Here is a 24,476-nt window from a genome sequence, read left to right as displayed (position 1 = left end):
TCTCTTGGGGCTAAGCGACGCAGTTCGTCGGCCTCTGGGGTGGAGACGTTTTAGCCAGAGGGATATCATCATGAAAACCGCATTCACGAAGACCAGTCTAGCCTTGTTTGCTACGACGGCGCTTTCCGCCGTCATCGCCACCGCGCCGGCTTCTGCCCAGACCGCTGCTCCCATGCCGCCGGAAAATGGCGATCTGGAATGCGTCGTCTACAATGACGATACGAACACCTTCAGCCCCGGCGGATCGGCCGAAGGCAGTGACGCGCTGGCATGCGGCAATGGCGCCCTTGCCAATGGCAATTCCACGACCGCAGTCGGCGGCGAGAGCGTCGCCACCGGTCCGGGCGCAACGGCTTTCGGCTGGCAGTCCAATGCCGGGGCGGAGCGCGCCCATGCTCTCGGCCACCTCGCATCGGCTCAAGGCGTTCGTTCGCTCGCCATCGGTGAAGCGGCGCAGGCACAGACGGACAACTCCACTGCGATCGGCAATCTGGCCGTCGCCAACGGCATCGACGCGCTTGCGATCGGCGACAGCGCCAGCGCCACCGGCAATTCGACCACCGCGGTAGGCGGGGAGAGCATCGCTTCCACGCCGGGATCGACGGCGATCGGTTGGCAGGCCCGCGCAACCGGCGCAATGGCAACTGCTGTCGGCCACCAGACCACGGCTTCCGGAGATCGCAGCTTTGCGGGGGCGGAAGATGCGGTCGCCTCCGGCACCAATTCCGTTGCGATCGGTCTTCGTTCCACTGCCACCGGCACGGATTCCGTTGCACTCGGCGCCGATTCGCGTGCTCAGGGCAACAGCACGACCGCGCTTGGCGGCCAGAGCATCGCCTCGACGCCCGGCGCAACGGCGCTTGGCTGGCAGGCGGAGGCAACCGGCGCGATGGCGACGGCCGTGGGGCACCAGTCTGTCGCTTCGGGCGCGCAGAGCTTCGCGGGCGCTGAGGATGCCGTGGCATCCGGCAACAACGCCATCGCCATCGGCAACACGGCTTTTGCCAGCGGCGGTGATGCCGTTGCAATCGGCGGCAATCGCGATGGCGGCATGAACGGGGGCCGCGCGACGCAGGCCACCGGCGCATCCTCCACCGCGGTCGGCGGGCAGGCGCTCGCCGTGGCCACTGCCGCCACCGCTTATGGCTGGCGCGCAGAAGCCACCGCCGAACGCGCGACGGCGCTCGGCCATCTGGCGAATGCCAGCGGCGTACGCTCGCTCGCAGCGGGTGAGGCGGCCAACGCCTCCGGTTCCGGCGCGATTGCGCTGGGCAACCAGTCGGTGGCCTCCGGTGCGAACTCGATCGCCATCGGCAACGGCGCAACCGCGACCAATGACGGTCAGGTTGTGGTCGCAAGCCTCGGCACCAGCGGACAGTATCAGACGGGCCCGATCTCGGTGGTAACCACCGACAATAACGGCACGCTTGGGCGCACCGCTAATGTCGCGGCGGCATCCGCAGTCGCCGCTAACACCTCTGCAATCGCCGCCAATACCAGCTCGATCGAGGGTCTCCAGGGCGACGTGCAGACGCTCTTCAGCCTGACCGACGATAACCGTCAGGAAATCCGCAAGGCGAACGAGGGTGTGGCGATGGCGCTTGCCATGGAATCACCCGCGATTCTGCCGGGCACGAACTACGCCTTCTCCGGCGGTGTCGGTTACTTCAACAACCGCGCCGCAGCGGCCACCGCGTTCAGCGCGCGCGTCGCGGAAAACGCGTCGGTCTCCGCGGGTCTCGGTGTCGGCTTCGACAGCGGCGAAGTCGGGGCGCGCGGCGGCTTCCAGGTCGCTTTCTAAACCCCGCGATCACGAAGCATATGAGGAGGTCGGCGCAGCGATGCGCCGACCTTTTCTTTATGTTCATCCACAGCGCGAGCTATCTTAACGGAACGCTGGCTGAGCGGTGCATTCACAAAACATTCAAAGGCTTCACGCTACAGCAAAGCCATCATGCGTATTTCATCGATCCTCCTCGCCGCGTTCTTGGCGGCTGCCGCGCCCATCGTGCCAATTGTCACGCAGGCGCATGCGCAGGACGACAACAGCCGTGCGCGCAATCATTTGCGCTCGGGCGAAACTATGAGCCTCCGGGAGATCGAGCGGCGCATACTGCCCAAGATGCGCGGGATGCAGTATCTGGGGCCTGAATATGATGCGCGCGCGCAAATCTACCGCCTGAAATTTCTGAAGGATGGCCGCGTCTATTTCGTCGATGTCGACGCGCGCACCGGTGAGATTGTCGAGACGCGCTGAGGCGGCGGCGGCCCTGCTTTCCAGAAGCGCAAAGCCTTTGCTCTGAACTTCCGAACGTCCTAATCGTTACGACGCAAGAACAGACAGGCAATCCGGAGACCATAATGCGCGTCCTCATCGTCGAAGACGAACCCACGCTTGGCCAGCAGCTCAAATCTACGCTGGAGGGGATCGGCTACGCTGTTGATCTGTCGACCGATGGCGAAGACGGCCATTTCATGGGTTCCACCGAAAGCTACGACGCAATCATCCTCGATCTCGGCCTGCCTGAAATTGACGGGCTGACGGTGCTCGACCGGTGGCGCAAGGAGGGGCGCAAGTTCCCCGTCCTCGTGCTCACCGCGCGCGACAGCTGGTCCGACAAGGTGGCCGGGCTCGATGCGGGCGCGGACGATTATCTCGCCAAACCCTTCCAGACCGAGGAGCTGATTGCTCGCCTGCGCGCTCTGATACGCCGCGCGTCGGGCAATGCCTCTTCTGAACTCACTGCGGGCGATGTTCGCCTCGACACGCGCTCGGGCAAGGTGACGCTGGCGGGAGAGCCGGTGAAGCTGACCGCGCAGGAATATAAGCTCCTCAGCTACCTCATGCACCACAAGGGCAAGGTGGTGAGCCGCACCGAATTGATCGAGCATATCTACGATCAGGATTTCGACCGGGACAGCAACACCATCGAAGTGTTCGTCACGCGCATCCGCAAGAAGCTGGGTGCCGAGGTGATCACCACCATCCGCGGCCTCGGTTATAGCCTTGAGGATCCCGACGCCTGAATACGCAGCGTCCTATCGATCCCTCCGGCGGCGAGGGGGAGGGAGGATATGAACCTCTCACCGCCGACCGCGCGTTGGTTCCGGTCGGTCCGCTGGAAGGGCGGGTCGATGCGGCGCCCTTCACGCTGACCGAAGAGGGGCGGGCGGCACGGGATACACCGCCCCCGCCGCCGCACCCGCGCAGCACCGGCTCGCTCAGCAAGCGCATGATCGGCATTGCCGCGCTGTGGATCGGCGTGCTGCTGCTGGGCGGTGCGCTGGCGCTGGACCGGGTGCTGGTGAACTCGGTCGAGAGCAATTTCGACAACCAGCTCAATTACGTCCTTACCGCAATGATCGCGTCCGCAGAAGTGGCACCCGACGGCGAAGTGCGGTTCAGCCGCCCGCTGGGTGATCAGCGCTTCATGGAGCCCAATAGCGGCTTCTACTGGCAGATCCGGGGCCGGGATTATCCCGACTATCCCTCGCGCTCGCTATGGGATCGCACGCTGCCGGTGGACGTGAATAAAACCTATCTCACCCCCCATTTCAGCGACGTCGACAGCTTCCAGGGGGCTACGCTGCGCATGGTGGAGCGCACCATCATCCTGCCGGACAGCGACGTGCGATGGAATTTCGCCGTGGCGCAAAGCACGGAGACGGTGAAAGCCGATATCAAGCGGCTGCGCTCCACGTTGCTGATCAGCTTTGCGATCCTGGGGATCGGGCTCGTCGTCATGGCGGCGCTGCAGACCTTGTATGGGCTCTGGCCGCTGCGCTCCGTGCGGCAGTCGATCGCGGAAATGCGGTCGGGCCGCAAATCGCGCATCACCGATTCCTTCCCGGAAGAGGTGATGCCGATGGTGGGTGAGCTCAACGCGCTGCTCGATCATAATGAGCGGCAGGCCGAAGAAGCGCGGCGGCATGCTGGCAACCTTGCCCACGCGCTGAAAACGCCGCTCACCGTGGTGATGAACGCGGCCACCGCCAAATCGCCCGATCTCGATCAGGTAGTGATGCGCGAATCGACCACGATGCGCCGCCAGGTGGACCACCATCTCGCCCGCGCCCGCGCCGTAGGCCGCCGCGGCCACGCGCACAGCCGCGCGCCGGTGTGGGATTCGCTGGAATCGGTCGAGCGCGCGGTGGGGCGTCTTTACGATCATGTGCGGCTGGATGTGACCGGGGCGAAAGACGCGATCGTGGCCTGCGAACGCCAGGATCTGGACGAGATGATCGGCAACCTCGTCGAAAACGCGGCCAAATATGGCGGCGGCAGCGTGTTCGTGACCGTCGAGGAAAAGGATGACCGCGTCGAAATCCAGGTGGAGGACGATGGCATGGGTATCCCCGAAGTCGAACGCGAACGAATCTTCGCCCGCGGCGCACGCCTAGACACCGGCAAACCCGGCACCGGCCTCGGCCTCGCCATCGTTCGCGACGTCGCCGAAATCTACGAAGGCGGCATCACGCTGGAAGAAAGCGAAGACCTCGGCGGCCTACTCGCACGCCTGTGGCTACCGAAGGCGGCGGTTTGATGGGTACTGTCACCATATAACGCCAGCGTCACCGTGCCCTATCGCAACGCCATCGGCATTGCGGTGAGTGAGGACGATGGGCGCAGCTTTACTCGGTTGTTCCCTGGGGCAGTGGTGGATCGCAGCCCGACCGAACCGTTCTTCACCGCCTCGCCATACGCGTTCCGGCGGGGAACGGAATGGCATTTGTGGTACGCGTCGACCATACGGTTTGAGGCGCATGAGGGACGGGCCGAGCCGGTCTATGTTCTGAGACATGCGACCTCATCCGACGGTATCGAGTGGGCTCGCTCAACGGGCACTGTGTTACCGCAGCGTCACCAGGCCGAAGCACAGGCTCGCCCTAGCGTACGCGCGTTGTCGGATGGGCGCTGGGAAATGTGGTATTGCCACCGCGACAACCAAGATTTTCGGGACGGCGCGGGAAGTTACCGCTTGGCGGTGGCGCATTCTGCCGATAGCGGTGCAAATTGGCAGCGCACGTCGGACGAAGCTGGCCCACCGCGGGGACTGCACGACCGTTCGATGCAATGTTATCCCAATGTAGTGGAACATGACGGTCGCTTGCACCTCTTCTATAACGGTGACGGTTTCGGGCGCGCCGGAATCCTGTATGCGAGCCGTGCTGCATGAGCGAAGCGGCTCCAAGAGTTAGTGTAGCGATCCTCACCTACAATCAAGTCGACCTAGTCGGTCGTGCGATCGATAGCGCGCTGTCGCAAGAAACCGAATTCCCGTTCGAGATCCGGATCGGAGACGACTTCTCCGATGACGGTACGCGCGAATTGCTCAAGGAATATCGCGACCGGCATCCGGAGAAGATTTTCCTCAACCTGCAACCCCGCCGGCCGGACGGGATCATCGGCCGCGTCAACAACATGACCAATCTTGCCAGTTGCCGGGGCGAATTTGTTGCGATGCTTGACGGCGACGATTACTGGACCGATGTAGGCAAGCTGCAGCGACAAGTCGACTTCCTCGCGAGCAATACTGAATATTCTGCCGCGGCACATGACGCGTTGCGCTTCGACCAATCTACAGGACTCTTTCTCGATCAGTCGTACAGTGAAGCCTATTTGCGTGGCTCGGCGCCGCCCGAGATGGTCGATATCGGGCAGAACCTCTTCGATTTTCATCTTTTTCAAACATCCAGCATTTGTTTTCGCCGTTCTATGTTCGCATCGTTTCCGGACTGGTTCGAGCGGGTTCACTCGGCCGATTGGGCAATTTTTCTCCAATTGGCTGGAGAAGGTCCGATCCGCTATGTGAACCGCGCCGATGCGGTATTTAGAATGCACCCGAACTCGGTGACCAGACTCGCTTCCGAAAAGGATCGCTGGTTGCGTATGTCGGCGGATCTTGAGTTGTTTGCGGCCTATTTCCCAAGAAGCCGAACACCCGAATTCGAGGCGCATCTGGAAAAACATCGAGCCGTTGCCGCTAAGATCGAAGGCCGTTGGATCGCGGCCCTTCGCCACGGGTTCAAGCTTGCACGCTTAGATCCAAAGCTGTTCTGGCGCGTGGCTAAGGTGGCAGCTGGCCGTAATTCAGCGAGCAAGAACCTTGCTTCCAAAACCTGAAACTCGATCCGCAGACAGTTTGCCATTCGCCGACATCGGCTAATTGCCACTGGTGCGACAATGCCTGCGGGATACCAGCAGAGATGGTCGCTTTCTGGCGATTACCAGCAACAAAGTGGGCAAGGCTATCGTCAGCAATAGGTCTTTCAGTCCTTCGCCTGCCTGCATTGCGGGATCAGGCCAGATCTCGGTCAAAAGATCGTTGCCTTCGTTCAGAAGCTCTAGCATCACCACTGTTAGCCAAGGTAAGGTGTGGGCCAGCGAGCGCCGCGAGACCCAGGCCACGAACAGTTGGAGGGCAACGCCAACGAGCACATGCAACGCATCACTGCTGAACCCCAACATATGTTCGAACAGCATCTTGTAGCGGCTGGCAGCTTCGCCGAGCCAGAGCAGGGCGGTGTAAAGAGACTCCGGAATAGTCATTGCGGCCGCTCCTGGCGCAGCGGCGCCGACGGGATGGGTTAGCACGAGTAAAAACTCTCTCCAGCACCTTTTGCGGAAGCTGAAGCCCGCTCTAGTCCTCTTATTCCTCTATAGCGCGCAGAATGGCACGGCCGTAAGCAGTTTTAGCGAACATTTTCCCGCGCGCCCTGGCCTGATCGCGGGTGATGAACCCCTTCTCGAATGCAATCTCTTCGAGACATGCGATTTGAATGCCCTGCCGGTGCTGAAGGGTGCGGACGAACTCGCTCGCCTCGAGCAGGCTATCGTGAGTGCCGGTGTCGAGCCAAGCGTAACCCCGGCCCATTTGCTCTACGTAAAGATCGCCCGCTTCCATATACCGCCGGTTAAGGTCGGTAATTTCCAACTCACCCCGGGGTGATGGGCTAAGTGAGCGAGCAAAGTCTATGACGCGCCCATCATAGAAATAGAGCCCGGTAACGGCATGGTTGGATTTGGGGCGTTGAGGCTTTTCTTCCAAGGATACAGCGCGACCGTCCTCACCGAGTTCGACAACGCCGTATCGCTGCGGATCATCGACTCTCGTGCTGAAAACGGTTGCGCCCTCGGTTCGCGTTGCGGCGCTGGCGAGCAGGTCGCTCAAATGGGCACCGAAGAAGATATTATCGCCGAGCACCAGGGCTGCCCCTTCGCCCTCGCTAAGAAAACCGCAATCTGCGGCGATGGTGAACGCCTGTGCGAGTCCCTCCGGCCTCGGCTGTTCGGCATATCGGATCGACAGCCCGAATGCTGAGCCGTCCTGAAAAAGCGTGCGATAGGTGCCCAGGAATTCCGGACTGGAAATAACGAGAACCTCGCGGATCCCTGCTAACATTAAAACAGACAACGGGTAATAGACCATTGGTTTGTCGTAGACCGGCAGCAGCTGCTTATTAACCGCAAGCGTTGCGGGATGAAGCCGGGTGCCGCTGCCTCCAGCAAGTATGATGCCTTTCATTTCGCTGCTCCAAGCAATTCATCAAGAATGTCGCCTAGTGCGACCTTCCATGGGCGCGGGACTATGCCGAACCGTGCTTCGATCTCTCGGTGATTGAGAAGCGAATTGGAAGGGCGTTTGGCCGGTGTGGGATAATCGCTGCCGGCGATGGGCCCGACCTCGGCGAACGGGCCGCCACGCAGCGCGGACTGGCGGAAAATTTCCGACGCGAAATCGGCCCAGTGGGTCTCACCGGCGTTGCTGAAATGAACGGTGGCAGACGCCAGTTTGGCATCACGCGCCATGGCAAGCGCGATCGTTTGCACCGCAACTGCGAGATCGGCGGCGGATGTCGGGCTGCCGAACTGATCGGCGACCACATTCAGCGCATCCCGGCTTGCGCCTAGTTTGAGCATGGTCTTCAGAAAGTTTTGGCCGTGGGCGGATACCACCCACGCGGTGCGAATGATAACATGACGTGCTCCGCTGGCCCTGATGGCGAGTTCTCCGCCCAGCTTGGAAGCACCGTAAACGTTGATAGGCTTGGTTTCGTCGTCGACTTCCCAACTCCCTTCGCGCTCTCCAGAAAACACATAATCTGTTGAAAGCTGTATCAGCGGCGTACCCGTCTTCGCGCAGGCTTCGGCGAAAGCAGCCGGAGCCATTGCATTGGTTTCCCAAGCCAGGATCTGTTCGGTTTCCGCTCGATCTACCGCGGTATACGCGCCTGCGTTGACGACAGCGGCAAACGGCGCGCCGCCATATCCGTCTTCCACCAAACGAACGATCGCGGCGGCATCTGTCAGGTCCAGTTCGGTTCGGTCGAGGAAGACGGGATGGAACACATTCGTCCAGTCCAATCGTCGCATTTCGATGCCGAGTTGTCCGGTTGACCCCGTAATGAGAATCCCTTGCGCCACGGTTCAGCGCCCCACGCCGCGGCGCTCTGTCGCCTTGGCGGCGATCAGAGGTCGCCACCAGCTTTCATTCGCGAGGTACCATTGCACCGTTTTTCGGATACCGCTTTCGAAGCTTTCGCGGGGTTGCCAGTCCAATTCCGCGCCGATGCGCGAAGCGTCGATGGCGTAGCGCATGTCATGTCCCGGCCGGTCGGCCACATGCGTAATCTGGCGAGCATAGCCCGCTCCGTCGGCGCGCGGTGCCAGCTCATCGAGGATTGTGCAAATCGCCTGTACAACCTCTATATTCTGCTTCTCATTATGTCCGCCGATATTGTAACTGCGGCCTGGTTCGCCTCTCTCGAACACCGCAGACAATGCCCGCACATGGTCCTCGACATAGAGCCAGTCACGCACCTGATTCCCTTGGCCGTAGACTGGCAACGGTTCGCCATCCAGCGCCTTGGCGATCACGAGCGGAATCAGCTTTTCTGGAAAGTGATACGGCCCGTAATTGTTCGAACAGTTTGTGATCAACACCGGAAGTCCGAAGGTGTGGCCCCAGGCCGAAACGAGGTGATCCGAGCCGGCTTTGCTTGCAGAATAAGGCGAGCGTGGATCATACGGGGTCTCTTCGGTGAAAAGGCCGGTTTCGCCGAGGGAACCATAGACTTCGTCAGTGGAAATGTGATGGAATCGGAACCGGTCTTGCGCCGCCTCTTCCAAACCCTGCCAGTACCGGCGCGCCTCGTTCAACAAGACATAGGTGCCGACCAGATTGGTTTGTATGAAAGCGTCCGGACCGTCGATCGATCGATCGACGTGACTTTCTGCGGCCAAGTGGGTCACGATATCCGGTTGGAAGCCATCGAATGCGTTGCGAACAACGACGGCATCACGAATATCACCACGCATGAAGCGATAGCGGTCACTTTCTGCAACGGCCTCAACGGTTGAGAGGTTGCCGGCATATGTTAGCGCATCGAAGTTCAGAACTTCGTGGTCCGTATCGGCAATAAGGTGTCGGACCAGGGCCGAGCCGATGAACCCAGCGCCTCCGGTGACGAGAATGCGCATGGAAAATTCCTTAAGGGTCGAGCGGTTCTAGCGGATGGCCATCATAGTCAAAAGGACTGTTGAAGGCCGAAAGGTGGGGCAACTGCTTATCTTTGGACGAAAGTTCCGGCGGGACGCCTTCTGGTAAGGGCCATGAAACCGCGACATCCTCGTCATTCCAAGCGATTCCGCCATCATGCTCAGGGGCATAAAGGGAGGAACATTTATAAACGACTTCGCAATCCGGTTCGAGCGTGAGAAATCCGTGAGCAAATCCCACAGGCACGAAAAGCTGGTGGCCGTTCTCTGCACTAAGTTGCGCGCCGACCCACCTGCCATAAGTCGGAGAGCCTTTCCGTAAATCCACCGCGACGTCGAAGATCCTACCGCGTATGCAGCGAACCAGTTTGTCCTGCGCGTAAGGTGGTATCTGGAAATGGAGGCCTCGTAGCGTGTAGGCCGGCGCGGATAGCGAATGATTGTCCTGAACAAACTCGCAATTAATCCCGAGTTTGCGGAATGTCTCGCGGTTGTAAGTCTCGGTGAACCAACCTCGGGCATCACCGTGGCGGACAGGAGGGATGAGTTGAACAGGGAATGCCATGGTGGCCGTCTGGTATCGACCGCTTGCATTGGAGGCAAGATTAGTGTTGGAAGCTCCAGCTCCGCGTAGGTTTCTTTTTGCGATCAATTTGTTAAACGGAGTTGTATCGCTGACGGAAATCCGGGGAATAGGGCCGGGTACTGATAAAGTCGGCCGGTTGGACGGGATTGCTCGCCCGCCAGCCTTTTTTCAGGACTGATCGTAATCGGAGATCGGAAGCGTGTTTTCTGCAGGCGATCATCGCCGTTCGGCACGGATGAGCTGGACGAAATTCGGCCTTTGGCAGCAGCTTCTGGCAGTGGCGCTCGCAGCCTATCTGCTACCACTGATCGCGCCGCTTATCTTGTTCGGTCGGCTCACCCGCGAACTGCAGAGCACAGATAACACGCAGATCGCTTCGACTATTGCCGCGTCGACGGCGCTCCTCATTTTCCGCCGCGTCACCGCTTATCCCGGGGCGCGAGCGCTCAGCTTTATTGTTCCTGCGTTTTCCACCACCTTCGGAATTGCGGCGGTGGCCCTGCTGCTTTTACGCGTTCCCTATAGCGGGCCAATGCTGCTGACCGGGTATGTCGCCTCAATTGGGTTCAGTTTTCTCCTGGGATTTCTCGACCAGCGCAGCCAGGGTGGCCGATTCTATTATGTGCCGGTCGGCGTTATGCGTATCGTCGAGGACGTCCCAGATGTCGAATGGATCGAACTGATGGAACCGAACCTTCCGCGCGATCCGCACGCAGCCATTGTCGCGGATCTGAGAAGCAATCATACTGCTGCTTGGGAACGAATGCTGGCTGAAGCCGCGATCAGCGGTATTCCAGTCTATCATACGAAGCAGTTGCGGGAATCGTTGACCGGACGTGTGCAAATCGAGCATCTCTCCGAAAACAGCTTTGGCTCTCTGATCCCCGCGCTTGCCTATCGCGGGTTTAAGCGCAGCATCGATGTCGTTTCCACCATCTTATTATTGCCACTGCTCGCGCTACCACTGCTTGTCATCGCCCTTCTGGTACGCTTCAGTTCACCGGGCCCCATATTGTTCCGTCAGCGGCGCATGGGGTTCCGGGGCGTACCGTTCGACGTGCTGAAGTTTCGTACGATGAAGGATCGACCGCCCGATAGCGAAGGCGATGACGGACGTGCGGCAGCGATCACGCTCGACGAAGATGAGCGGATTACGCGTGTCGGGCGCTTCTTGAGAAAATCACGGATCGACGAACTGCCGCAAATGTTCAACATCTTGCGTGGCGAGATGAGTTGGATCGGCCCGCGCCCGGAAGCGGTGGCGCTTTCGCATTGGTACGAGAAAGAGATTCCGTTCTACAGATACCGTCACATCGTGCGGCCCGGTATTACGGGATGGGCTCAGGTCAATCAGGGGCATGTAGCGGCTCTCGACGACGTGAACGTCAAGCTCCATTATGACTTCTACTATATCAAGTTTTTCTCGTTCTGGCTCGATGTGCTGATCGCGATCCGCACGGTCGGTATCATGTTGACGGGGTTCGGCGCAAAATAGCAGTCAGCTGAGCCCGAAAACCTCGAGCCAAGTGAATAGCAGCCCGCCGATCGCAATCAGCATCAGCGGTCGCGGCAGATGCTGCTTCCTGCGTTTGGCTGTTATCGCAAGTGCACGGCCGGGTTTCTGGCTGCGAGAGTTTCTCTTCACCCGGGGTTGATCCAGGCGGCTCAATCGCCGTTCCACCAACCGCTGCCGAACCCGATGCGCATGCTCGTTCTCGACTATGTCGTTATCATGCGCAGCTCGCGCCTGCGCATCGGTGAGGCAACGATAGGCTCGCTGCACATCTTGCAAACGATGCGGGAGGGATCCGATCGTGTCGGGATGGTGACGCTTTACAAGCCGCACATAAGCGTTGCGTATCTCAGCCCGTTCGGCCGTGCGCGGCACGCCGAGGACCTGATAGTAGTCGCGCGCGATCATGCGCCGATCAGCGACTGCCAGCCATTGAAATTACAACGCGTGATAATTCTTGTACCATGAAATGAAGCGCGGAATTCCCTCATCAATACTGGTCGTCGGCGCGAAGCCGAGATCGTTCTGAATGGCGCTGATGTCGGCAAAACTGTCACGCACGTCACCAGGCTGCATCGGAAGAAGATTTCGTTTGGCTGGTTTGCCGATTTCCCGCTCGATGAGTTCAATCATATGTCCGAGGTCCTCGGACCGGTTATTACCGATATTGTATAGACGATGCGGACTCACACTGCCGCCCGCCTTTTCCTCCCCATCGTCGGCAGGCGGATTATCGAGACAGGCGACAATCCCTGAGACAATATCGTCGATATAAGTGAAATCGCGGCGCATGCGGCCTTCGCCGAAAACGTCGATCGGACGATCTTCCATAATCGCCTTGGCAAACAGCCACATCGCCATATCGGGTCGCCCCCAAGGCCCGTACACGGTGAAGAACCGTAAACCGGTAAGGGGCAGGCGGTAGAGATGAGCATAGGTTTCACTCATCAACTCGTCCGCCTTCTTGGTGGCGGCATACAGGGAAAGTGGTTGATCGACCCGGTCTTCAACGCGGAAGGGAAGACTGTCGTTGCCGCCATAAACCGACGACGAGGAGGCATAGACCATGTGTTCCGACTGGCGATGTCGAGCCACTTCCAAAAGATTGAGATGGCCTGCCAAGTTGGACGTAAGATAGTCGCGCGGATGCTCGATCGAGTGACGAACGCCGGCTTGGGCGCCCAGATGGACGATGCGATCGAACGTCTTCCCCTCAAGCGCAGCATCGAGCGCTTCGTGATCGGCAAAGTCGACTTGTTCGAAGGAAAAACTGTCCGACGTTTTCTCTAGTTCGGCAAGGCGTGCACGCTTCAACGACGGATCGTAATATGCGTTCACGCTATCGATCCCGATGACGCTATCGCCGCGATCGAGCAGCCGCCGCGCGGTGGAAAAACCGATAAATCCGGCAGCACCGGTGACCAGAACGTGCATAAATCTTAGTTTCCTTCTCGATTTGCATCCCCTCTAGGGAAGGGGGGAAGGGCAGGGCAAGAGAGAAAGAGGGGGCAGGAAGGCTTATGATCGAGTTTCCATTGCCACTTGAACAGCCACGTTCTAAGCGGGCGCGACCGAATGTAAGACGATCAGGACTGCTCACCTGCTACCCTATTGGATCCTATTTATCGCGTGGATGATGGCGGCTTTCGCCTATAACCGTGTACCTCAAGCCGCTGGTGAGGTTCCGGAACGCACCAGCATGCCTAGCGGGACCTATATTCTAGTCTTCGCAACGGCGTTGTTAATGGGATTGCGTTACGAAGTCGGTGGAGATTGGTTTCCTTACCTTCAAAACTACAATATGGTGCAGCTGCTAAATTACGGGCAGGCATTGGATACGTTCGACAGCGGCTATGTGACGTTGGTTTTTGTTGCTGGTCGGCTTAATGCAGGAATATGGTTGGTCAATCTTGTTTGCGGTCTGATCATGACCTTCGGAATCGTCCGCTTTTGTTCGCGGCAACCTAATCCTGCTCTAAGTTTTCTGGTTGCCATACCGTATCTGATCATCGTGGTTGGTATGGGATATACACGTCAAGGCGTCGCGATCGGTTTGATACTCGCCGGGTTGGTCCACGCTGACGGTCGTTCAACAAGAAAACTTATATTCTATGTGCTTGCCGCTGCGCTGTTCCACCGCGCTTCCCTTCTCGTCCTTCCGATTGTGCTCGCACCCTTGTTCCGTCGCAATCTACTGTACGCCATCGGTGCGGCATTGGCGTTCGTTATACTTTTTGCTCTGCTCTTGGCACGCAGTGCGGATACCTACATCACCAACTATGTTGATGCGGAATATGAATCCGGCGGTGCAGTCGTACGAGTGGCAATGAATCTTCTGCCGGCTCTCTTCGCGCTCATATGGCGTAAACGTCTCGGCTTCGGCTCCTATCAAAGCGAAGTATGGACTGTGTTCGCGCTGATCGCACTTGCTACGTTTCCGCTCGTACTCGCAGCCAGTTTTACCACTGCGATCGACAGGTTTGCGCTGTTTCTTATACCTTTGCAAATCGCCGTTCTGCCGCGAATTCCCTACATATTCGGTAAGCAAAAGGCGTTGAACGCTCAGCTCGTTTTGGCCGTTTGCGCTTATTCGGCTGCCGTGCAGCTAGTGTGGCTGGTATTTGCCACTCACGCGAAATATTGGGTTCCGTACAAATCGATTATATTCGGTGCGCAATGAAATCGTCTAAACCGACCACATTGTATATGTGTTATGATGGAATTCTAGAGCCGCTCGGCGAGAGCCAGGTCGTTGCCTATCTCGAGCATCTTGCTTCGCATTATAATATTCATTTGATCAGCTTCGAGAAATCGGCAGATATTCGTGATGAGAAGCGGATAGCCGTTATGGAAGACCGGCTACGCGCTGCAAGTATCGTCTGGCACCCTCATCGTTATCACAAGCGGCCGAAAATTCTTTCGACTTTGTGGGATATGAGCGGCGCAGTCGTACACGCCCTAGTTTTGGCTATACGTCATCGCGTACGCATTGTACATTCGCGCAGTATACTTTGTGCAGCCATGGTATGGCCGGCACAAGTGATTTCAGGCGCACGCTCTATCGTCGATATTCGAGGCTTCTGGGCGGACGAGCGCGTGGATGGCGGTATGATCGGCCAAACCGGCGCGGTTTACCGGGTGCTGAAGGTTATCGAGAAAGCGATGCTGCGGCGCGCCGACCATATCGTGACGCTCACGCACGCTTCGGTTCCCTACTTGCGCGAAGACGTGCGTTTTGGTCGTGCTACGGCACCAATCGACGTAATTCCAACCTGCACCGACCTCGATCATTTTACAGCTGAGGATGGTCCAACTCATGAAAGGCCATTAACAATCGGTTACGTTGGGCAGATTGGAACTTGGTATATGCTGGACGAGATGATTACCTTTTTTAAGGCGGTCCAGCGCCGGCGGCCTGACGCGAAGTTGCTGCTAATCAATCGCAATCAGCAGGACGAGTTGCGCCGGGCGGTGCATGTCGCGGGGATCGATTCCCGAGATGTAGAGATCACAGGGGCTACGCGAGCCACCATGCCCGCGCAAATCCGCCGAATGGACGCAGCCTTGGCTTTCATTACGCCCTATTTTTCCAAGATTGCGAGTGCTCCAACCAAGTTGGCGGAGTATCTTGGTTGCGGCGTTCCGGTCGTCGGGAACGAGGGGTGCGGAGACATGGCACGTATACTCGAAGAGGAAGGGGTAGGGGTTGCGATCGCTACGGTGAACGGGGCGGCGATTGAAGAAGCGGCTGATGCTCTTCTCAAACTACTTCCCGATCCAGAGTTGCCTAAACGCTGCGTAACCTCAGCCCAGCGGCATTTTTCGCTGACTAGGGGTATCGAGAGTTATCGCAGAATTTATCGGTCGCTGTTGTCGAGCTCCATCTGATGCCAAGCGTATTGGTTCTTTGCCCCTACCCGCAGGGCGTCGCTGCAGGCCAGCGTCTGAAATACGAACAGTATCTGGATGAATGGCGAGCAGCCGGGTTTGACGTCACGGTGTCGTCTTTCATAGACTTAAGCCTTTGGGATGTGGCCTACGTATCGGGCCACCGCATTGCCAAGATTTGGGGTACGCTTCGCGGACATCTACGCCGGATGCGAGATCTTACGCGTATCCGGCGTTACGATATCGTCTATGTAGCGATGTGGGTTACACCTTTCGGAACCACTTGGGCTGAACGAACGGTTCGCAAAATGGCGCGTGCGTTGGTTTACGATATCGAGGATAACCTACTCACCGACGACGGCGCCCCGCGCGGGCTACGTCAAAAGCTGAAGGGCAGGGGCAAAGCGCGTTATTTGTTAGAACAGGCCGATCATGTCATTACCGCCTCCCCCTTCATGGTTGACCGGTATCGAGCGCTGAACGGAAAAAGATCTGTCAGCCTAATTTATCCATCGGTTGACACTGAGACGTTCCGCCCATGCCACGATAAGGGCGGCGGCGAGCCTCCCATTAAGCCGGTAATAGGATGGACAGGCACATTCAGTTCGGTACCCTATCTTGATCTATTGCGCCCAGTTCTACAGGAACTGGCGAGGCGCCTGGATTACAAGCTGGTGGTCATTGGTAATTTCGAATGGTCTCTCCCGGGCGTGGATTTGGAGGTGCTGACGTGGTCGCGAGAGGAAGAAGTTTCTCAGATGCAGCGGCTTGATATTGGTTTATATCCGCTACCGGACGATGATTGGGTGCTCGGCAAGGCGGGGCTGAAAGTGATCCAGTACATGGCCTTCGGTATTCCCAGCGTTTCTAGCTCTATCGGTACGGCCGTTTATCAGGTTACTGATGGGGTGGACGGCTATCTGGTCAGGACGGATGAGGAATGGCTCGACGTTCTTGAGCGGTTGTGCCGCGATCGCGGCGAGCGCGAACGCACGGGGGCCGCGGCCCGAGCGAAAGCGGTAAAATACTATTCGCGTGAAGCCACTGGAGCTCGCTACTTGGCCGTGTTGGAGGAGATGACGGGACGTCCCGGAAATGGTTGAAAGTGAACACGTTCCGAACGACAAACGGCGGCTCGCTTTGTTCCTGCCGGACATGGGGGGCGGGGGCGCGGAACGCGTCGCCTTGGCTCTGCTAGAGGGGTTTTTAGAGCGCGGTCATCCCGTCGATCTTGTACTGTCGGAACGTAAGGGGCCGTTGCTAGAGATGGTCCCGAAGGAAGTCGAGATCTTTGATCTTCATGCGCCTCGCCAGCGCAGCACTCTGTTGCCGCTGACTCGGTATCTAAGAGAGCGGCGTCCTTTCGCCCTCCACGCCATGATGTGGCCTTTGCCTGTGGTTTCGGTAATGGCGCGCATTCTTGCGCACGTCGATACGCGGATCGTGGGTGGAGAGCATGTAACACTATCCTACATGCCATTTGCGTTGCGACATAAAGTGGTCAGGGCTGTCACACGCTTTTTCTATCGTCGTGCGGACGGGCTGACGGCCGTTTCGGAGGGTGTAGCTGACGATGTTGCTACTCTGATCGGTCTGCCGCACGAGTATTTCGAAGTAATTTACAATCCTCTTCTGCTGCCAGCAGAACCCGTATCAGAGGATGACATGCGGGATTTGTGGCCAGATCGCACGCATCGGCTTCTGGCAGTAGGTGAGTTAAAAAACCAGAAGAACTTTTCGCTTCTTTTGGAAGCTATGGCAATATTGCGCAAGCGGGGGGATATTTCGCTGGTAATCCTCGGGGAGGGGGAGTGTGAAGAAGAGCTGCGACAACAGATGAACGCGCTCGGCCTTTCCGACTGCGTGACTTTTGCCGGCTTCCATAAGGATATATGGCGCTTCTTTAACGCCGCTGATCTGTTTGTTTTATCGTCCGATTACGAAGGCTTGCCTACCGTTCTCATCGAGGCGCTACATGCGGGCCTCCCGATTGTCAGTACGGACTGTCCTAGTGGCCCAGATGAAATCCTTGAAGGCGGCATTTACGGCGAACTAGTGCCGCTACGTGATCCGGTCGCTCTGGCGCGAGGGATCGAGAAGATGCTTGGTGTGGATGTCAGTCCCAGTAACCAACGGGCGCGGGCAGTTGAGCTTTCGGGACGAAACGCAATCGAACGGCATCGAAACCTCATGCTCGGTGAATCGTACGAGTTGAGCCATAAAAGCTAATGTCCAAGAAAGAGCGCAACCGGACCGATACCGCCCGTTTAGAGCAATATTCGGTTGGCCATGGGACGACGTCGGAAATTCGTCCCGGCGAAACGATCGTATTGGTCCCGGAGCCTGTACACGGCGAAAAAGCTGAGCCCGCTGGCAGGCGACTAAGCCGAGCCTTCGAGATCGCACGCTCGCTGCTCGGCGAAGGCTCTCGCGTTAGAATCGTGGCTTCTGGAGCCTCTCTCACCCTCAATTGGCCGAACTGGATCGAAGACGTTACTGGCTTGGTAACGAGCGAACTCGGCGCTTATCGAATGGTTCATCCGATAATTGCCTCGCGCGATCTTGCCCAATCCGTGCACTCTTGGATTGATTGGCTGGCCGCCTCTCTGAACGATCGAATCAGCGCATCGGAGGCACTCTATGCCTCAGCCGGGAATCGATTCCTCCAGCCGTTGTTCGAAGCTGTTTCCTATGTTGATGGCCTGTCTGATGCCCATCCTGATGGTACATTCATTTGTTTAGACAGGGACTGGTCCGGACTTGAACTTCTGCGTCAGCGTACGGAGGTCAGCGGCGGAAAAGTTCTTCCAGAGCGTGTCGATAATTCGGGTTGGCGCGCGCGAGTCGCTTTATTGATAGTGTGGCGCTTAATCGGTGCAGTTGCCGGGCAGATACTGAGGTTTGTCCGCTCTAGATCATCAATTCGAAAATTACGAACGTTTCACGGTAAGGGCAATCCGAAAGTTTGGCTTGCACTTGACCCGAATTGGCCGCGTGGTAATTCTCACCTTTTACAACGCCTTGCTGCGGATAAAACAGGTTACGGAATCCTATTGACGACTTCGCTGGTTCCCAGCCGAGAACACAGGGGGGGCGAGCTTTGGCCGGGTATTCCGGAATGGGCAACCTTACCGGATTCTGGTATCCCAATAGGTCAATTGGTACTTCCGGAACTGCTAACAAGTTTTCTTGCGTGCCTCGTTCGTGGCATCTGGCTCGTACTGAAGGTAGCCGTGCGGTTGATATGTTTCAGCGACCATGAGATTATTCGTACAGTTGGCAATTTTTCCAAGTTCCAGCTTGCTGATCGCGTAGCGCGCTTTGTTACCGCGGATGTCATTCAGGCCTTGATGATCGATACAGCTACGCGGCGCTGCGTTCGACGCCACGATCTTGCAAATACTATCGTTGTTTTCTCAGTCCTAAATGTTGTTGACACTGCCGCCGCAAATAGTTCGCTTCAACGTTCCGGCGTCATCACAATCGATTTCCGGCATGGTAGCGGTGGCCTTGGCTGGTTCGGGTTTCATGAAACATTCACCGATTATGTCTTGGGTCGTTCACAAGTTGATGTGGAATTGATCAAGATGCTTTCGCAGAAACCCTTGCTTGTTGCGCCGCCAAGTTTCAGGACTAGTCCGATACACCGCCCGGTTCAAAATATTCTGTTGTTGAGTGGCTACAGCCATGAAAGTTGGGGGCCGTCGGGCTTTCCTCTTGAGCATTTCGAAATTGAGTTGTTGCGTTCGGCCGAACTTCTTGCGAGTGTCCGGCCCGATCTCACGATCCGTTGGCGTCCGCACCCAAGTGATGATACCGGACAGATCGCAGCGCATGCAGCCAAACTAGAAAGCGTGTCTCTGTCCGGTGTTGAGCAACTCGTAGAGGAGTTAGATTGGGCTGACCTGGTGGTTACTTATGGTGGTACGACGTTAACGGAATCAGTGCAAACCGGTTTGCCGGTCTTAGTTCATGCGATGCCGTCTTTGTTAACGTATCCTGATATCGAGCGCGTCGGTGAAGGCCGGCGGTTCTTCTATGCTCCCGATTTGTTAGATTGCATCACCAAAATTGACGTGATGGACGCTCCAGCGCGGGCTAAACGCGCTAGATGTCTTTTCAATCTATTTTTCACCCCCGACAGTAAAGTTCAAATTTTAAAAGACCTAGATTTCTCGAGACTGTCGCTGAGTTCAAGGCCAAACCGTATGAACGGGCTAGAGAGGAATCGCAAAGGGCAGTTCGAGGAAGCCGCGGTGAGTTTATGACGGAAGCTGACAGTATCGCTTCAAACTTTTGGCGAGACGGTTTCGCTGTGATCCGCGACGCGTTTGATCCGAGTGACGTGTTGAACTGGCGAAGGGAAGCATTGCGGCAACACGGTTTATCGCAGTCGCAACCTGCTGACCTGCTAAGTATTCCTGGTCTATGTGACATCGTACTTCATCCCCGCTTGTTGTACTATGCGCGCGACATTTTAGGCGAAAAGCCGCTTTACTTTGGCGATTCGACTTTCGTTATCGGAGCGCAACAGGGGGCTGGCTTCCACAAGGACTGCACTGACCGGTACGACCGCGACGCGCCAGATTGGTCCATCGATAGGTACCCAATCATTCGGTTCGGAATTTACGCTCAGGCCCATGGCGACTTGCCCGGCGGCATTGATTTTCTAGAAAAATCACACAACTATCCTGACCGACTCGAAGGGCCTATGGTTTCTCCGGAGATAAAACCGGGCGATCTCGTCGTTTGGAACGGCCGAACTTCACATAGTGCTAACAGTCCGAAGTTGCGCGTTCTCAATCTTCGTGTAAGACCAGACGGGCTTGCGTGGAGAGTTCTGAGAAAGGCACGGTTGGGTCGAATATACAGAACTCATCCACAGGAACGCGTGGCCTTTTTTGTTTCAATTGCCACAGATGACTTGTTGACGAGGCGCCATGTAGCTTATCTCAATACTCGATCTTACGCCATTGAGCGTATGCGAAAAATCGATTGGACAGAACGCGCGCAGGCGTCCGCGGCGCAGGTTGGTTTACAGCTTGTGAATCCGCACGTTGAAGTAAAAATCCCGCCCTCACTAGACTATCGCCCGGTACCGTACGATCTGGTGTTGTGATGTTGTTTGTTATAGAGTTCGGCCTAAGGTCAATATGATACTCGCCAAACCCCGCCTTGAACCTGATTCTTCTGTTTTGAAAACAGCAAAGCATTTGGCGCTATTCCTACCGGACATGGGTGGGGGCGGCGCCGAACGCGTGGCATTGTCTTTGATGGAAGGGTTTGTAGCTAAAGGGCATCGCGTCGATCTCGTTCTTTATAGGGCAACTGGCTTACTCCTGCCTTTGGTACCGGACGCGGTGACAATCCACGAATTGAAGGTAGATCGGCAGCATCAGGCTATCGGGCCTTTGGTCCGTTATCTGCGCGAACATAAGCCGGACGCTATTCAAGCCATGATGTGGCCTCTCCCGTTGATTTCAATACTTGCACGGAAGTTGTCGCGCGTATCAACCCGAGTAATCGGCGCAGAGCATACACCACTTTCTACGGCGCCTTTCCGCTTACGGAGTCGATTTGTCCGCCTTTTGACCCGGCACGCTTATAGTGCGGCCGACAATTTAGTAGCGGTCTCGGAAGGAGTAGCGCAGGACATGTGCGCGTTCATCGGATTGAGTCGCGAAAGTGTCCAAGTCATCTATAACCCAATTACGCTACCGAGCAACCTTCCACTTCCCATCGAAGCGAGGCACCTCTGGCCCGATGGCACAGTTCGTTTATTAGCAGTTGGCGAGTTAAAAGGCGAGAAAAACTTCGCTCTGTTACTCGATGCGTTTGCATTACTGCGTAGGCAGATCAATGCATCACTATTAATACTGGGGGAGGGGCATCTTCGGACCGAACTCGAAAATCAAGTGAGGAGAAACGGTCTCGAAAGACATGTGGTTTTTGCAGGGTTTGATATGAATATATGGCCGTACTTTACCGCGGCAGACCTTTTCGTGCTTTCGTCTGATCTTGAAGGATATGGAAACGTCTTAATCGAGGCTATGCACGCGGGCTTACCAATCGTTAGCACTGATTGCCCTACGGGTCCGCGCGAAATTCTCGAGAATGGACGATTTGGAACCCTGGTGCCCTGTAACGATGCGGAGGCAATGGCCGAAGCAATACTGTTTCGCGTTCGTGACGCTTATGATCCAGAACCTGCACGCCTTCGGGCTGCAAGCCTTTCAGGCCAACGTCAAATCGAGCGCTATCAGGACATAATGCTAGGTTGATTTTCAATCATTTCGTCGGCTCGTCGCGCGTCTTTCCCATCAAGTTAGGGCAGGCAATCGCGCACTAACCAAATCTTACGAGTTTCCGTGCCTTCGCTACCAGCCAGCGTGCGGGATCGACAAGGGTGCCTTCGATCCGCGCTGCGTCAGGCTTCGAGCCGTCTGTCAGCCCGGTGATTGGTGCTCCCGATGTTGCCTGATAGGACGCAAATTTCAAGGCATTCGCTTTGGCATCCGCCCTCGGTGCCGGCGCGCGAAGGAATGCCTTCAGCTCCGATACAGTATCGGCCCGATGGCAAATGCCGAGAGCCGTCGCATAGGTCTCCCCGATCATGAGGCTCGGTCGCCCGATATAAGCTGCTTCCACACCCACCGTGGAACCGCATGTGATCACGGCTTGTGAAGCATCGACCAACGCGTAGCTGTCCACCGGTGCATCAGGCAGTATGACCGTAGCACCCGTAGCCATAAGCTCTTCGAGATCCCAATTGCGCCGCCAACTGTCATTCTTCAACGCCAGGTGCGGATGGAGACGAATGACGAATGTTATACCCAATTCAGTACACAAACGCGCCGCGACTAGTGCGATCTCCATCTGTGACTGAAAAACCCCGAAGTCGGCCGTATCTCTGACCGCGAAGAATTCATCTTCCGACGATGTGAACATGGTGACGATCGAATGCGATCTGATATTGTGAGGCAACATGCCCCGCGTCTGATTGCTGGTGAACCGGTGGGAATCGGTTCCGGGAAGCCGGCTTCGCCGACTGTCAAAATAATGCTCTGCGGCGTTTGGGTTGAATGGATGTTCGGCAACGCGGTGTCTAAGCAATTGGCTATCGAATAGCGGACCGCGGACGGTGATGAACGAATCTGGTTGCCCGCCAGCTTCGTATCGTACGACCGTGCTATCCTCCGCGAGAATGTCACAAAAGGGGCGGGTTTCCGCCTGTCGGCCGTTAAAAATATATACCTCCGCGTAGCGACCGCGCAGTTGGTCTGCAATCGCGGCTGCTCGATGCGCGACGATCCATGCCTTTTCCAAAGTCGGGCCGTATCGCGAGGTATGATCGCGATCAGCGATTTTGGTCAAGCTGGACGCTGTGCTCAAGGCTGCCAATCCGACCTTCGCGCCGAAAGCAGTAGCTCCGCGCAGTTCGTCCACTTTTTCGGGAAGCGGCGGCACTTTATACGCGTACGGACGTACGCTTCTGGTGATATCCGAACCATTAATTACAGGCAGGAGAAAACGACTATATTTGGAAGCGATCCGTTCGTACAATCGATCGCGAGGTTGCGTCAACGGGGAGTGGGCAAATACCCCAGGATAGGCATCATAAGCGTCGACCTGCTTGCCTTTCGCAACTGAATCGATCCCGATATGACGTAAGGTCGCGATGCTGAGGGGGAATGGGTTGGCGTTTATGAGAAGCGTTCTTGCTGGTATGGACATAGAGGTAATTTTTTACGCATAATTTCGAAAATGAGTGCGGATGCCGTTACACCGTCTTGCGCTCGCCGAATATAGCATTTCTGATAAACAGCAGCTCGGAATGCTATTGGTAGGTGCATTAGAATCGCTCTGTTCGAACAGACTTCATTCCGGGCGAAGTGGCGCGTTTGGCACATCATCCATGGTGGACAAATATTTGCCAGCGAATAAACGGATCGTCTACCCGCTGCAACGCCTCGTGCGGCCTAGACAAATCTGAGCCATTCTCTCGCGGTAACAAGGCGAACCATTCCGAAATGACTGTTAGCGAGTGGGTGGTAGCGATTGGCAATGGCGCGGTTGACCTTAATGTGGCCAAACGTGAGTTCGATGCGGTTGCGCTTCTTGTAAAGCATCCGGTGATGCCCGATCTCTACCCGGCGGTTTAAGCGGCCGGGGACGACTGGAGCGTTGCTTCGTTTCGCAAGGTCGGCACAGATGCCGTCGGCACTATAGCTTCCTGCAGGCAGCGGCGCATCCGGCGTACGCTCCGGCACGACGATCAAAGCGTCGGACGGCTTGCAGTCTGCCGTCTCACCGCCGGTCAGATGGAAGGCGAGTGGTCGCCCGAAGGCTTCGGCAAGGGGGTGGAGCATACTCTGGCAGTAGATGGTGTTCCAACTCGCGTACTGGGCGGCACGTCGGGCCACGGCGGACCACACCGAAGGCGGTACAGTATACCGTTGATGAGCGAACGGTTCTGTTCGAGAGATCTGCCCTGGCCCTGATTGCTAGGCTCGATCAGCAGTAGGTCCTTCAGGATGAGCCATTCTGCCTCTGTGAAATCGCCCCAGTTCAAACCTGCCGCCATAAATCAGACCTGCTTCATCGCGTCACTTCGGCCGCACCTCTCGCCAAATGTCGGTCCTTGCAGGCTTTAGTCTTCCCTTTTTCACAAAAGCTGACGAACGATCCGGGATATATTTGTGCTGCTACGAGACGATGACGAACACGGTGTGCCTTTGAACTGGTGCCCCTTCGTTTGAGCAGATCGTCGAAGCCTCTAAACAAGACGATCTCGGGCTTTCGAATAGGTCGTGCAACTGCATCGAGTCTATCCGCTTGGACAAGACAGAAGGCACCGCCAACAACCTCAATGTCTACGACGCCCTTTTGGCAACGTTAAACAGTGCTACGTAGCAGCAGTCCGTTGATCGCTGGATGGACGGCTAATGGCTGTTCCTCGTTGATCTCACGACCATTTATCAAGAAGTCAG

General features: G+C 56.9%; 23 protein-coding genes. 13 read left to right on the top strand and 10 right to left on the bottom strand.

What is annotated here, in order from left to right:
* Positions 1–70 precede the first annotated feature (70 nt).
* The 5 genes from I6A82_RS12300 to I6A82_RS12280 all read left to right on the top strand — a co-directional run bounded on the left by I6A82_RS12300 (position 71) and on the right by I6A82_RS12280 (position 6,124).
* On the top strand, positions 71–1,801 hold the full coding sequence (locus I6A82_RS12300) for a YadA-like family protein (protein ID WP_198095108.1): 1,731 nt from the start codon (positions 71–73) through the stop codon (positions 1,799–1,801).
* 153 nt (positions 1,802–1,954) lie between these two features.
* Complete coding sequence (locus tag I6A82_RS12295) at positions 1,955–2,257, top strand: PepSY domain-containing protein (protein WP_198095107.1); 303 nt, start codon at positions 1,955–1,957, stop codon at positions 2,255–2,257.
* Between the two features lie 104 nt (positions 2,258–2,361).
* The gene (locus tag I6A82_RS12290) at positions 2,362–3,027 is read left to right on the top strand and encodes a response regulator transcription factor (RefSeq protein ID WP_187336627.1); all 666 of its coding nucleotides are present in this window, start codon (positions 2,362–2,364) and stop codon (positions 3,025–3,027) included.
* Positions 3,028–3,233: 206 nt separating this feature from the next.
* Entirely contained in the window at positions 3,234–4,544 is a 1,311-nt protein-coding gene (locus I6A82_RS12285) for an ATP-binding protein (protein WP_198095625.1), read from the top strand.
* A gap of 629 nt (positions 4,545–5,173) precedes the next feature.
* Positions 5,174–6,124 carry a glycosyltransferase family 2 protein gene (locus I6A82_RS12280; RefSeq protein WP_198095106.1) on the top strand — a complete coding sequence of 317 codons (951 nt, stop codon included), beginning with the start codon at positions 5,174–5,176 and terminating at the stop codon, positions 6,122–6,124.
* Between the two features lie 39 nt (positions 6,125–6,163).
* Here the strand turns inward: I6A82_RS12280 and I6A82_RS12275 are convergent, their stop codons facing one another.
* From I6A82_RS12275 to rfbC, 5 genes are all read right to left on the bottom strand, one after another.
* Complete coding sequence (locus I6A82_RS12275) at positions 6,164–6,550, bottom strand: hypothetical protein (RefSeq protein ID WP_198095105.1); 387 nt, start codon at positions 6,548–6,550, stop codon at positions 6,164–6,166.
* A 100-nt stretch (positions 6,551–6,650) separates the two neighbouring features.
* Positions 6,651–7,526, bottom strand: a complete 876-nt coding sequence (gene rfbA, locus I6A82_RS12270) for a glucose-1-phosphate thymidylyltransferase RfbA (RefSeq protein WP_198095104.1) — start codon at positions 7,524–7,526, stop codon at positions 6,651–6,653.
* Positions 7,523–8,425: a dTDP-4-dehydrorhamnose reductase gene (gene rfbD / locus I6A82_RS12265; protein ID WP_332310971.1), complete on the bottom strand. Its 903-nt coding sequence runs from the start codon at positions 8,423–8,425 to the stop codon at positions 7,523–7,525. Before rfbD ends, rfbA begins: the two co-directional genes overlap by 4 nt.
* Positions 8,426–8,428: 3 nt before the next feature.
* Positions 8,429–9,481, bottom strand: a complete 1,053-nt coding sequence (gene rfbB, locus I6A82_RS12260) for a dTDP-glucose 4,6-dehydratase (RefSeq protein WP_198095103.1) — start codon at positions 9,479–9,481, stop codon at positions 8,429–8,431.
* Positions 9,482–9,491: 10 nt separating this feature from the next.
* Positions 9,492–10,064: a dTDP-4-dehydrorhamnose 3,5-epimerase gene (gene rfbC / locus I6A82_RS12255; protein WP_198095102.1), complete on the bottom strand. Its 573-nt coding sequence runs from the start codon at positions 10,062–10,064 to the stop codon at positions 9,492–9,494.
* Positions 10,065–10,284: 220 nt separating this feature from the next.
* Here rfbC and I6A82_RS12250 point away from each other — a divergent pair, with 220 nt between their 5' ends.
* Positions 10,285–11,580 carry a sugar transferase gene (locus I6A82_RS12250; RefSeq protein WP_332310970.1) on the top strand — a complete coding sequence of 432 codons (1,296 nt, stop codon included), beginning with the start codon at positions 10,285–10,287 and terminating at the stop codon, positions 11,578–11,580.
* Between the two features lie 3 nt (positions 11,581–11,583).
* Here the strand turns inward: I6A82_RS12250 and I6A82_RS12245 are convergent, their stop codons facing one another.
* Entirely contained in the window at positions 11,584–12,006 is a 423-nt protein-coding gene (locus I6A82_RS12245; protein WP_198095101.1) for a J domain-containing protein, read from the bottom strand.
* 30 nt (positions 12,007–12,036) lie between these two features.
* Positions 12,037–13,032 (bottom strand): SDR family NAD(P)-dependent oxidoreductase, encoded by a 996-nt coding sequence (locus I6A82_RS12240; RefSeq protein ID WP_198095100.1) that lies wholly within the window; start codon positions 13,030–13,032, stop codon positions 12,037–12,039.
* A 199-nt stretch (positions 13,033–13,231) separates the two neighbouring features.
* On the opposite strand from I6A82_RS12240, the gene I6A82_RS12235 reads away from it, so the two are divergent.
* From I6A82_RS12235 to I6A82_RS12205, 7 genes are read left to right on the top strand one after another with little or no spacing between them, the layout of a single operon-like run.
* Positions 13,232–14,278 (top strand): EpsG family protein, encoded by a 1,047-nt coding sequence (locus I6A82_RS12235; protein WP_198095099.1) that lies wholly within the window; start codon positions 13,232–13,234, stop codon positions 14,276–14,278.
* The gene (locus I6A82_RS12230; protein ID WP_198095098.1) at positions 14,275–15,486 is read left to right on the top strand and encodes a glycosyltransferase; all 1,212 of its coding nucleotides are present in this window, start codon (positions 14,275–14,277) and stop codon (positions 15,484–15,486) included. Before I6A82_RS12235 ends, I6A82_RS12230 begins: the two co-directional genes overlap by 4 nt.
* The gene (locus tag I6A82_RS12225; protein WP_198095097.1) at positions 15,486–16,589 is read left to right on the top strand and encodes a glycosyltransferase family 4 protein; all 1,104 of its coding nucleotides are present in this window, start codon (positions 15,486–15,488) and stop codon (positions 16,587–16,589) included. Before I6A82_RS12230 ends, I6A82_RS12225 begins: the two co-directional genes overlap by 1 nt.
* Positions 16,582–17,715 (top strand): glycosyltransferase, encoded by a 1,134-nt coding sequence (locus I6A82_RS12220; protein WP_198095096.1) that lies wholly within the window; start codon positions 16,582–16,584, stop codon positions 17,713–17,715. The genes I6A82_RS12225 and I6A82_RS12220 overlap by 8 nt, the downstream gene beginning before the upstream one ends.
* Positions 17,715–19,754, top strand: a complete 2,040-nt coding sequence (locus I6A82_RS12215) for a hypothetical protein (RefSeq protein WP_198095095.1) — start codon at positions 17,715–17,717, stop codon at positions 19,752–19,754. The genes I6A82_RS12220 and I6A82_RS12215 overlap by 1 nt, the downstream gene beginning before the upstream one ends.
* The gene (locus I6A82_RS12210) at positions 19,751–20,605 is read left to right on the top strand and encodes a hypothetical protein (RefSeq protein ID WP_198095094.1); all 855 of its coding nucleotides are present in this window, start codon (positions 19,751–19,753) and stop codon (positions 20,603–20,605) included. The genes I6A82_RS12215 and I6A82_RS12210 overlap by 4 nt, the downstream gene beginning before the upstream one ends.
* Before the next feature lie 34 nt (positions 20,606–20,639).
* Positions 20,640–21,767, top strand: a complete 1,128-nt coding sequence (locus I6A82_RS12205; protein WP_198095093.1) for a glycosyltransferase — start codon at positions 20,640–20,642, stop codon at positions 21,765–21,767.
* Between the two features lie 64 nt (positions 21,768–21,831).
* Here the strand turns inward: I6A82_RS12205 and I6A82_RS12200 are convergent, their stop codons facing one another.
* The 3 genes from I6A82_RS12200 to I6A82_RS14745 all read right to left on the bottom strand — a co-directional run bounded on the left by I6A82_RS12200 (position 21,832) and on the right by I6A82_RS14745 (position 24,070).
* Positions 21,832–23,220: a hypothetical protein gene (locus I6A82_RS12200; protein ID WP_198095092.1), complete on the bottom strand. Its 1,389-nt coding sequence runs from the start codon at positions 23,218–23,220 to the stop codon at positions 21,832–21,834.
* 245 nt (positions 23,221–23,465) lie between these two features.
* Positions 23,466–23,855: a transposase gene (locus I6A82_RS12195; RefSeq protein ID WP_198095091.1), complete on the bottom strand. Its 390-nt coding sequence runs from the start codon at positions 23,853–23,855 to the stop codon at positions 23,466–23,468.
* Positions 23,804–24,070, bottom strand: coding sequence for a transposase (locus I6A82_RS14745; RefSeq protein ID WP_198095090.1), 267 nt, complete (start codon positions 24,068–24,070; stop codon positions 23,804–23,806). Before I6A82_RS14745 ends, I6A82_RS12195 begins: the two co-directional genes overlap by 52 nt.
* Positions 24,071–24,476: the final 406 nt, after the last annotated feature.

Origin of the sequence: Novosphingopyxis sp. YJ-S2-01 (assembly GCF_016093175.1) — a bacterium.
GTDB classification, from domain to species: Bacteria; Pseudomonadota; Alphaproteobacteria; order Sphingomonadales; family Sphingomonadaceae; genus Novosphingopyxis; species Novosphingopyxis iocasae.
This window is presented reverse-complemented; position numbering and strand designations above follow the sequence as displayed.

Excerpts from the sequence above, each read along its gene's own strand:
- I6A82_RS12200 (WP_198095092.1), bottom strand. The coding sequence starts at position 23,220 with ATGTCCATACCAGCAAGAACGCTTCTCATAAACGCCAACCCATTCCCC.
- I6A82_RS12225 (WP_198095097.1), top strand. The coding sequence starts at position 15,486 with ATGCCAAGCGTATTGGTTCTTTGCCCCTACCCGCAGGGCGTCGCTGCA.
- I6A82_RS12285 (WP_198095625.1), top strand. The coding sequence starts at position 3,234 with ATGATCGGCATTGCCGCGCTGTGGATCGGCGTGCTGCTGCTGGGCGGT.
- I6A82_RS12235 (WP_198095099.1), top strand. The coding sequence starts at position 13,232 with ATGATGGCGGCTTTCGCCTATAACCGTGTACCTCAAGCCGCTGGTGAG.
- I6A82_RS12245 (WP_198095101.1), bottom strand. The coding sequence starts at position 12,006 with ATGATCGCGCGCGACTACTATCAGGTCCTCGGCGTGCCGCGCACGGCC.
- I6A82_RS12280 (WP_198095106.1), top strand. The coding sequence starts at position 5,174 with ATGAGCGAAGCGGCTCCAAGAGTTAGTGTAGCGATCCTCACCTACAAT.
- rfbB (WP_198095103.1), bottom strand. The coding sequence starts at position 9,481 with ATGCGCATTCTCGTCACCGGAGGCGCTGGGTTCATCGGCTCGGCCCTG.
- I6A82_RS12195 (WP_198095091.1), bottom strand. The coding sequence starts at position 23,855 with ATGCTCCACCCCCTTGCCGAAGCCTTCGGGCGACCACTCGCCTTCCAT.
- I6A82_RS12295 (WP_198095107.1), top strand. The coding sequence starts at position 1,955 with ATGCGTATTTCATCGATCCTCCTCGCCGCGTTCTTGGCGGCTGCCGCG.
- I6A82_RS12210 (WP_198095094.1), top strand. The coding sequence starts at position 19,751 with ATGACGGAAGCTGACAGTATCGCTTCAAACTTTTGGCGAGACGGTTTC.
- I6A82_RS12220 (WP_198095096.1), top strand. The coding sequence starts at position 16,582 with ATGGTTGAAAGTGAACACGTTCCGAACGACAAACGGCGGCTCGCTTTG.
- I6A82_RS12230 (WP_198095098.1), top strand. The coding sequence starts at position 14,275 with ATGAAATCGTCTAAACCGACCACATTGTATATGTGTTATGATGGAATT.
- I6A82_RS14745 (WP_198095090.1), bottom strand. The coding sequence starts at position 24,070 with ATGGCGGCAGGTTTGAACTGGGGCGATTTCACAGAGGCAGAATGGCTC.
- rfbA (WP_198095104.1), bottom strand. The coding sequence starts at position 7,526 with ATGAAAGGCATCATACTTGCTGGAGGCAGCGGCACCCGGCTTCATCCC.
- I6A82_RS12300 (WP_198095108.1), top strand. The coding sequence starts at position 71 with ATGAAAACCGCATTCACGAAGACCAGTCTAGCCTTGTTTGCTACGACG.
- I6A82_RS12240 (WP_198095100.1), bottom strand. The coding sequence starts at position 13,032 with ATGCACGTTCTGGTCACCGGTGCTGCCGGATTTATCGGTTTTTCCACC.
- rfbC (WP_198095102.1), bottom strand. The coding sequence starts at position 10,064 with ATGGCATTCCCTGTTCAACTCATCCCTCCTGTCCGCCACGGTGATGCC.
- I6A82_RS12275 (WP_198095105.1), bottom strand. The coding sequence starts at position 6,550 with ATGACTATTCCGGAGTCTCTTTACACCGCCCTGCTCTGGCTCGGCGAA.
- I6A82_RS12215 (WP_198095095.1), top strand. The coding sequence starts at position 17,715 with ATGTCCAAGAAAGAGCGCAACCGGACCGATACCGCCCGTTTAGAGCAA.
- I6A82_RS12290 (WP_187336627.1), top strand. The coding sequence starts at position 2,362 with ATGCGCGTCCTCATCGTCGAAGACGAACCCACGCTTGGCCAGCAGCTC.
- I6A82_RS12205 (WP_198095093.1), top strand. The coding sequence starts at position 20,640 with ATGATACTCGCCAAACCCCGCCTTGAACCTGATTCTTCTGTTTTGAAA.